Consider the following 6,144-nt stretch of genomic DNA (forward strand, 5'->3'; position numbering starts at 1 on the left):
ACCTCTTACCGTCAAATCAGGTTAACGATTGATCGGATAACAACTGTTTTAAATTGGCATACTCTTCTCGCTCTAACAAGTCAATTGCTCCATTGGTAGCTAAATGGATTCGATCTCGGCATTTGCTTATTCGAGATAATAGCGGTTGAATGATGGTATTACTATGATTGACAAAATCGTAGAGGTCTCCTTCACAAGACGGGATTTTGTAGCCTTTGGTGCTGCTGGCGATGATGACACCCGCATCCCGGAGCGGAGCAATTACCCGTGTTTGAAAGTAGTGCAAGCTGGGTAAACTGCCGCGCCGTTCCTCAATATGCGCTATTAATTCTCGGCTTGAAATGTAACGAGTAGGATCAACATGACGGAAGTGAAACAACAAATAATTTAAGCAGGTAACTTGGTCCACTTCTTGAGGAGAACGACTAGTCAGTTTACGATGCAAAAAGTCTTGGCCTAGGCCCACACACAGTTCAGCTAGACCAGCATTGTAATTGGCTTGATCGGGCACGCTCTGGGCTACCACTGGGGCAAACACGTCTGGCCAGTATTTCAGGGTAAGCAATTTAGGTTTCAATAATTGAACGAAGCTCGCTCGTTCGGATGATAGAACCGTTTCATCATAACACCGGGCTAGGGTGCCTGCTACAAAATCAGCCGCTTGGACGAGAAGACTGGCCTGGCTGTTCACAAAGCGAAAACTTGCTTGGTTGAACAGGGTGGGCACGTGTCGATTATAGATGTACTGGGTGAATCCCTGCATAAAACTTTCGTCACCGTGTCGATCCGCTACTAATTCCAGATTAGGAAAGCTCCGGTAGAGTTCTCGGTCGGCTAGCCCATGCAGAAACTTGTAGAAAGAGCCTTTGTAATAAAAGCCCTCCCCGCGCAGCTCTCGTTTATCGACGACAAGAGCAAATAGTTGAAATGGTACGGTTAGTAGCTGTCTTAAGATCAAGATCCGGCGCTTATCGTCGTTGCCTACTTTAGCTGATTTGATCGGGCCGGTTTGAAAGAAGCGTCTACGTATCTCCTCTAATTGGGTTTCAGCTTCACTAAGCTGTTCTTTACGTAGGGTGATAGCGGAAACGATAAAATGAGTCGAAACACCTTGCTTCGTAAAGTCAAGACCATTGTTTCCCCACTCATCCAGAAAGGCAATGTGATCATTCATCGGTCATTCAGTAGGCTAGCCAGCAAGTTACTGATTGTCGCTGATACCTTCTATCCCCTTTCCAACCCTATCCGTTGGCTAAGCCTCTGTTAGTAACTATATCAACGTTTATATAGTAACAGGACAACAAGCATACGAGCGTTTGCTTGTGAATAGACTAGGATAAATGTTGGTCTAACTACGAACAAAACGGGCACGCAAAGGCTCTCTTTCGATGTTCATACTTTACCACTCATTTACCTTTAGTGGGAAGTCAAGATTACACACGGAGCTTTTGTTCACTAAGAAACCTACTTTTTATGGACGATCAAATTGATGATAATTTAAACGAAATGGACTTGGCCCGTCTTCGTGTCGTAGAAGCAATAAAGTATTCTAATAATGGGGTATTCATTGATTTTGTTTTGCCGGGATATGCAGCGACTCAATTGATCGGCTATCAAAGTATGCTAAGCGACCTAAACTTATGTTTAGACGCTGCGAAAAAGCTTATAGATGATGAAAACACTAATTACGACGCTACTATAAAAACTTGCCTCTGGCATACAATAATAGCACTTTATGGAAAATGCTTTACTGATGCAACAACATCGAAATCACCGAAATTAGAGGTAAAAGACTGTCAATTCAATACAGACCTGATGTTATTAGAAACTCATAATCATTTAATAGAACTAAGACACAACTTCGTCGCTCACCGAGGGGAAACTGCTCAAGATGTTGGGATTGCCTATTTAAGATTACATTCTGTCAGCCTTGAAAAAGGCGTATGGGTTAATCAAATTAAAAGAAATTACCCCGAAGAAAAGAATGTGGCCTCCTATATTAGGCTCATTGAACATTTAATCTATGTTGTAGAAGCCAAATTTGAAAAGGCTGCGCATAAAGCATGGGATCACATGCTTAGCCAATACACTCCAAAGCAAATGGCATTTTTGAAAATAGCAGGGCCCAAAAATTTATGATCGTTAGATGCTTGCATCTAACCTAGGCTTGTGATTCAAAAATTGTTAGAGCTTTATAAACTCAATCGCCGAATAACTGAGCTTTTTTATTTTACGAATGTATGACCAACATCGTATGTTTGTAAAACAAAGAACTTTTGGCTGATAAGTGGCGTTACGTGCTTAATTGGCCCCTTCGTCTAACGGTTAGGACACTTGACATTAACCGAAGGCAGAAGGACGACTTTTAATCAGGTAATGAGGGGTTCGAATCCCCCAGGGGTCACTAGAAATCTTCTTCAACTTCTGTCTTCAACGAAAAACCGGCTTATGCCGGTTTTTCTGTTAACAAGCAAACGGTGGTTTGTATGTTAACGAAAGAAGTAAATAATGCAATGGTTCTATAATAGCTGTAATGATTATCATTTTGAAATATGTATATAATAGGGTTTATTCGTTATCGGACTTATTAGGACTGTTGATTATCACTTCTAGGTAACTAATCTTCAAGAACACGAAAATAAACTAATTGAATATGACAATTGCCCAGATAGAAGCACAAGTTGCCGAAGTTATGGCCAGCTTCTCGACGGATACTTACCTTCATATACTAGTAATGTAATTCTAACAATGAAACATTAAAAGTAGCCTATTACCTAAAATCAAAAATACATTATGATTTAATATTTCTGAAAGTCAAATTAAATCTAGCTTCCTTAACCTTTTTTTCCTTTGGCACACCATGCTGCCAAAAGTGTTGCATTTCACCACGCATTAACAAGAATGTCCCATGCATAAGAGGAATTTCAAGCTTTTCTTCGTTGTCATCTTTACGTCGAATTTGAAATTTTCGTGTTGCTCCGAAGTTTACTGATCCAATAATTGGATTTTTACCTAATTCTTTCTCAGCATCAGTATGCCAATTAATATAATCCTCTCCATCTCTGTACCAATTCATTAAAACACTATTAAAGGGATCACCAGCTACTTTATCTATTCGGTCTTTTATATAAAGTAGACCTTTATTCCAGGATTTGGGATGTAATGTCAAACCAGAATAAGTATAAGGTTTATCACTATCACCATACCAAGCGGAATACCTAGGCAAAAATATGGCTTTACCGTACATTTTAATTTGGTCATGATGCCATTGTATATTCTTAAATTTAATCTTATCAAGTTGTTCTTTATCATAATTCCTCCAATCTGCTGTACGCCAATCATTCGATTCATTTTCCAAAAAGTACTCGATTGAACGATCACTAACTTTTTTATCAAAAAAGTGTTGAGAGTAAAAAAGCTCGCCATTAGGAATTTTAATTACAAAACCGTTTAAAGAATCATCCCAATAAGCTGTATATCCACTTTTTGTTGGTAGATTAAAAGGCAATTCATTTTTTGCTGTTGGAATTCCGCTAAATAAGTCCATGTTTTTTTAATTAGAATGGAAGATCATCTTTGTAATCTTAAAACTTACAGCTTGCGTTTGATAAAGATGCTACTATTTTAACATTTTAACTAAACACAACTTTAAATATTTTTTCGTAGCGTTTATAAGGTTTATCCGAATTACTTGGATTATGTATGTTGCTTGTACGTTGGCTAATTAAATTTACGCTTTGATTATTCATAAAAAAATTTACAAAAGCATCTAGACGCAAGTTTCTTATATGTATACCTTCGTCCCAAAACTTTGGACTTACACATATAAAATAGTTTACTCCTTTCTGTGTCATATTTATTTTTTGAAACAAAGATTTTATATCTATACTTTCCACATCTAAAATATTAGAAAATATATGAAATTTTACTGATGTTTCATTGGTTATTAAATCTTGTGTTATCAAATCATCGAGAGGTTTGTGAATAGCTAAGACGCAATCGTTTTGATTTATACTCTTCAAGCTATATTTAACATTGCAAGAAGCTCGTTTTAGAGCTAACTCAGACGGTTCAATTAAGCGTATTTGTGATATGGTGCAGTTATGTCGCTGTATTAATTTTAAACAATCGATAAAAACTATACTTCCAATTCCTTGTCCACAACCATAATCTATAATTTGCAAGTCTTTTCCATTAATAATTTCTTCTAAATTTTGTATTGCTTGAAAGCTTTGAATAAGTTTTGCCTGGTGCATATTTCCAAAGGCGTGAATATATTTATGTAAATGTGCTTCTGTTTCAATTATTGATATGCCTCCATTTAATTCTTGATGCAATTTATCTGACATTTCTTTAGATAATTGGTTTGCATAAGCAACACTCAACTTTCTTATATTGTTAAAAGAAATATTAGAAGGGTTTTGTTTAAATAACTTGTCAATTTGATTAGTAAATATTGTTTCATATTCTGAAAAGTTTTTTTGGTAAAGTTCAATATCATCTTTCTCTTTTTGCTTTTTTATTTCAATTTGCTGCTTATTATATAATTCTATACGTTCTAGCTTTATATAGTGTTCTGTTTCGGAGAACCAGGTCAATCCATTAGATTGCACTTTCTGTACTCTTATCTTTTGGTTAAGCTGAAAAGGATTACTTTCTTTTACTTTATATGCATATGTATTATTTTCTCTTTTTAGCGCAAGAATAAATTTATCATCTTTATTTATAACATTGACAACTATTAGTATTTCATGTCTATCTTCCTCTTGTTTTTGCAAAAAAAGATTTTGTAAGCGTTCTTCTTCATCTTTTTTACGTTGTTCTTTTTCTGTCTGATCTTGTTCTAACTTTAGTCGTTTTTGTTTTTCCTTCTCTATTTGATCTTGCTCTAACTTTAGTCGTTTTTGTTCTTCTTTCTTATTTTCTAGTTGTATTTTTATTCGTCTTTTCTCTTTTTCCTGACGTTCTAATATTTCGGATTGCAAATCCGCTTCTAGTTGTCGTTTCCTTTCTTGAATTCTTTTGTTCTTAATTAATTGTGTAACTAAGTAAATTATTACAGATATGACTATAAAGCTACCAACTACTATCTCCATTTGTTACGTTGTTTATTTTTAATGTTTATTTTTTTTGCAAGTCTTTTACCTAATTAGCTATTACATATTGCACCCTAGTAATATGCCTTTCCAAAATTTAAGCCAGCTTTATTTTAATATGTAATTTAGTCACGCTTTTAGGTTACGGTCAGCAAATAAACCTTTTGCTAGCAGTATTTCCAAATGTTACTACTTCTTGTGTTGCACTAGCTTTTCCTATTAGGGTTCTTTTACAAGTTGTTTTTGTAAGCTACCATCCACCTAGATTAGTTCTTTTAATGGGTTTCGCACCGTTAAACACTCTTGATTAGATGAGCTAAGTGACAAATTATGTACTTTATTATACAACCGCCTATAGCAAAGCAAGCGGATTAGGTGTTTCAATTTACACTGCAACACCTAATCCGCTTGCTTTGTCTGTCCTGCTCCCAGTTAAGGGGTCGCCTATATTAAACCACTACCTTCACAATGTTACTTATGCGGAGGTTTAGGCTTTCGTCTACAATTTTACTGTCGCCACATTTTAAATAGGCTGATTAATTCATCCTTCATTCTAAGCACACAAAAGCCGCCGACACCTCCGGAGATTACTCAATCAGGCGGGTTGAATTACCTTTGTAGCCTAGCTGAAATGTTGAATTACAGCGCGGTTAACCTTCTTTTCGGCGTGCCACAGCTCGTGATTCTTTTGCAGATTTACCCAAAACTGTGCGGTGTTCCCGAAAGCCTCTGATAGTTTTACGGCTAGCTCTGGGCTGATACCTGCACGCTCGTTTACAATGGCTGATAGGTTGGCACGGGCAATACCTAAGCCTTTTGCTACATCTGTAATCGTCAAGCCGCGCTCTTGAATGTATTCTTCCCGCAAAATTACGCCGGGATGTACGGGGGCTAAATTACGCTTCATAGTTACTACGGCTCTATCATGAGTTAGTTTAACAGCGGGGAAAAAAAAGCTTCATAGAACAGTACTTACTATGGACTTTCTTTTGTTGAGCCAATATTGTAGTGAAAAAGAAAGAGAATGTCCACCTTTATCCGTTCCCCA

General features: G+C 36.6%; 5 protein-coding genes and 1 tRNA gene. 2 read left to right on the plus strand and 4 right to left on the minus strand.

Annotation, left to right across the window (positions count from 1 at the left end; translation table 11 throughout):
- Positions 1–16: 16 nt before the first annotated feature.
- On the minus strand, positions 17–1,174 hold the full coding sequence (locus ACYVK4_RS33430) for a DUF3800 domain-containing protein (protein ID WP_461131933.1): 1,158 nt from the start codon (positions 1,172–1,174) through the stop codon (positions 17–19).
- Positions 1,175–1,473: 299 nt separating this feature from the next.
- Here ACYVK4_RS33430 and ACYVK4_RS33435 point away from each other — a divergent pair, with 299 nt between their 5' ends.
- Together ACYVK4_RS33435 and ACYVK4_RS33440 are read left to right on the plus strand one after the other, a co-directional pair.
- Positions 1,474–2,139 (plus strand): hypothetical protein, encoded by a 666-nt coding sequence (locus tag ACYVK4_RS33435; protein WP_461131934.1) that lies wholly within the window; start codon positions 1,474–1,476, stop codon positions 2,137–2,139.
- Positions 2,140–2,307: 168 nt separating this feature from the next.
- Positions 2,308–2,404: transfer RNA gene (locus ACYVK4_RS33440), tRNA-OTHER, on the plus strand.
- 387 nt (positions 2,405–2,791) lie between these two features.
- Here the strand turns inward: ACYVK4_RS33440 and ACYVK4_RS33445 are convergent.
- The 3 genes from ACYVK4_RS33445 to ACYVK4_RS33455 all read right to left on the minus strand — a co-directional run bounded on the left by ACYVK4_RS33445 (position 2,792) and on the right by ACYVK4_RS33455 (position 6,003).
- Positions 2,792–3,547 carry an alpha-ketoglutarate-dependent dioxygenase AlkB family protein gene (locus tag ACYVK4_RS33445; protein WP_461131935.1) on the minus strand — a complete coding sequence of 252 codons (756 nt, stop codon included), beginning with the start codon at positions 3,545–3,547 and terminating at the stop codon, positions 2,792–2,794.
- 85 nt (positions 3,548–3,632) lie between these two features.
- The gene (locus ACYVK4_RS33450; protein ID WP_461131936.1) at positions 3,633–5,096 is read right to left on the minus strand and encodes a hypothetical protein; all 1,464 of its coding nucleotides are present in this window, start codon (positions 5,094–5,096) and stop codon (positions 3,633–3,635) included.
- Positions 5,097–5,718: 622 nt separating this feature from the next.
- Positions 5,719–6,003, minus strand: a complete 285-nt coding sequence (locus ACYVK4_RS33455; RefSeq protein ID WP_461131937.1) for a HigA family addiction module antitoxin — start codon at positions 6,001–6,003, stop codon at positions 5,719–5,721.
- Between the last annotated feature and the right edge of the window lie 141 nt (positions 6,004–6,144).

Source organism: Spirosoma aerophilum, assembly GCF_054782495.1.

Bases quoted from the DNA above. Each gene is read 5' to 3' on its own strand.
- ACYVK4_RS33435 (WP_461131934.1), top strand. From the start codon at position 1,474: ATGGACGATCAAATTGATGATAATTTAAACGAAATGGACTTGGCCCGT.
- ACYVK4_RS33445 (WP_461131935.1), bottom strand. From the start codon at position 3,547: ATGGACTTATTTAGCGGAATTCCAACAGCAAAAAATGAATTGCCTTTT.
- ACYVK4_RS33430 (WP_461131933.1), bottom strand. From the start codon at position 1,174: ATGAATGATCACATTGCCTTTCTGGATGAGTGGGGAAACAATGGTCTT.
- ACYVK4_RS33455 (WP_461131937.1), bottom strand. From the start codon at position 6,003: ATGAAGCGTAATTTAGCCCCCGTACATCCCGGCGTAATTTTGCGGGAA.
- ACYVK4_RS33450 (WP_461131936.1), bottom strand. From the start codon at position 5,096: ATGGAGATAGTAGTTGGTAGCTTTATAGTCATATCTGTAATAATTTAC.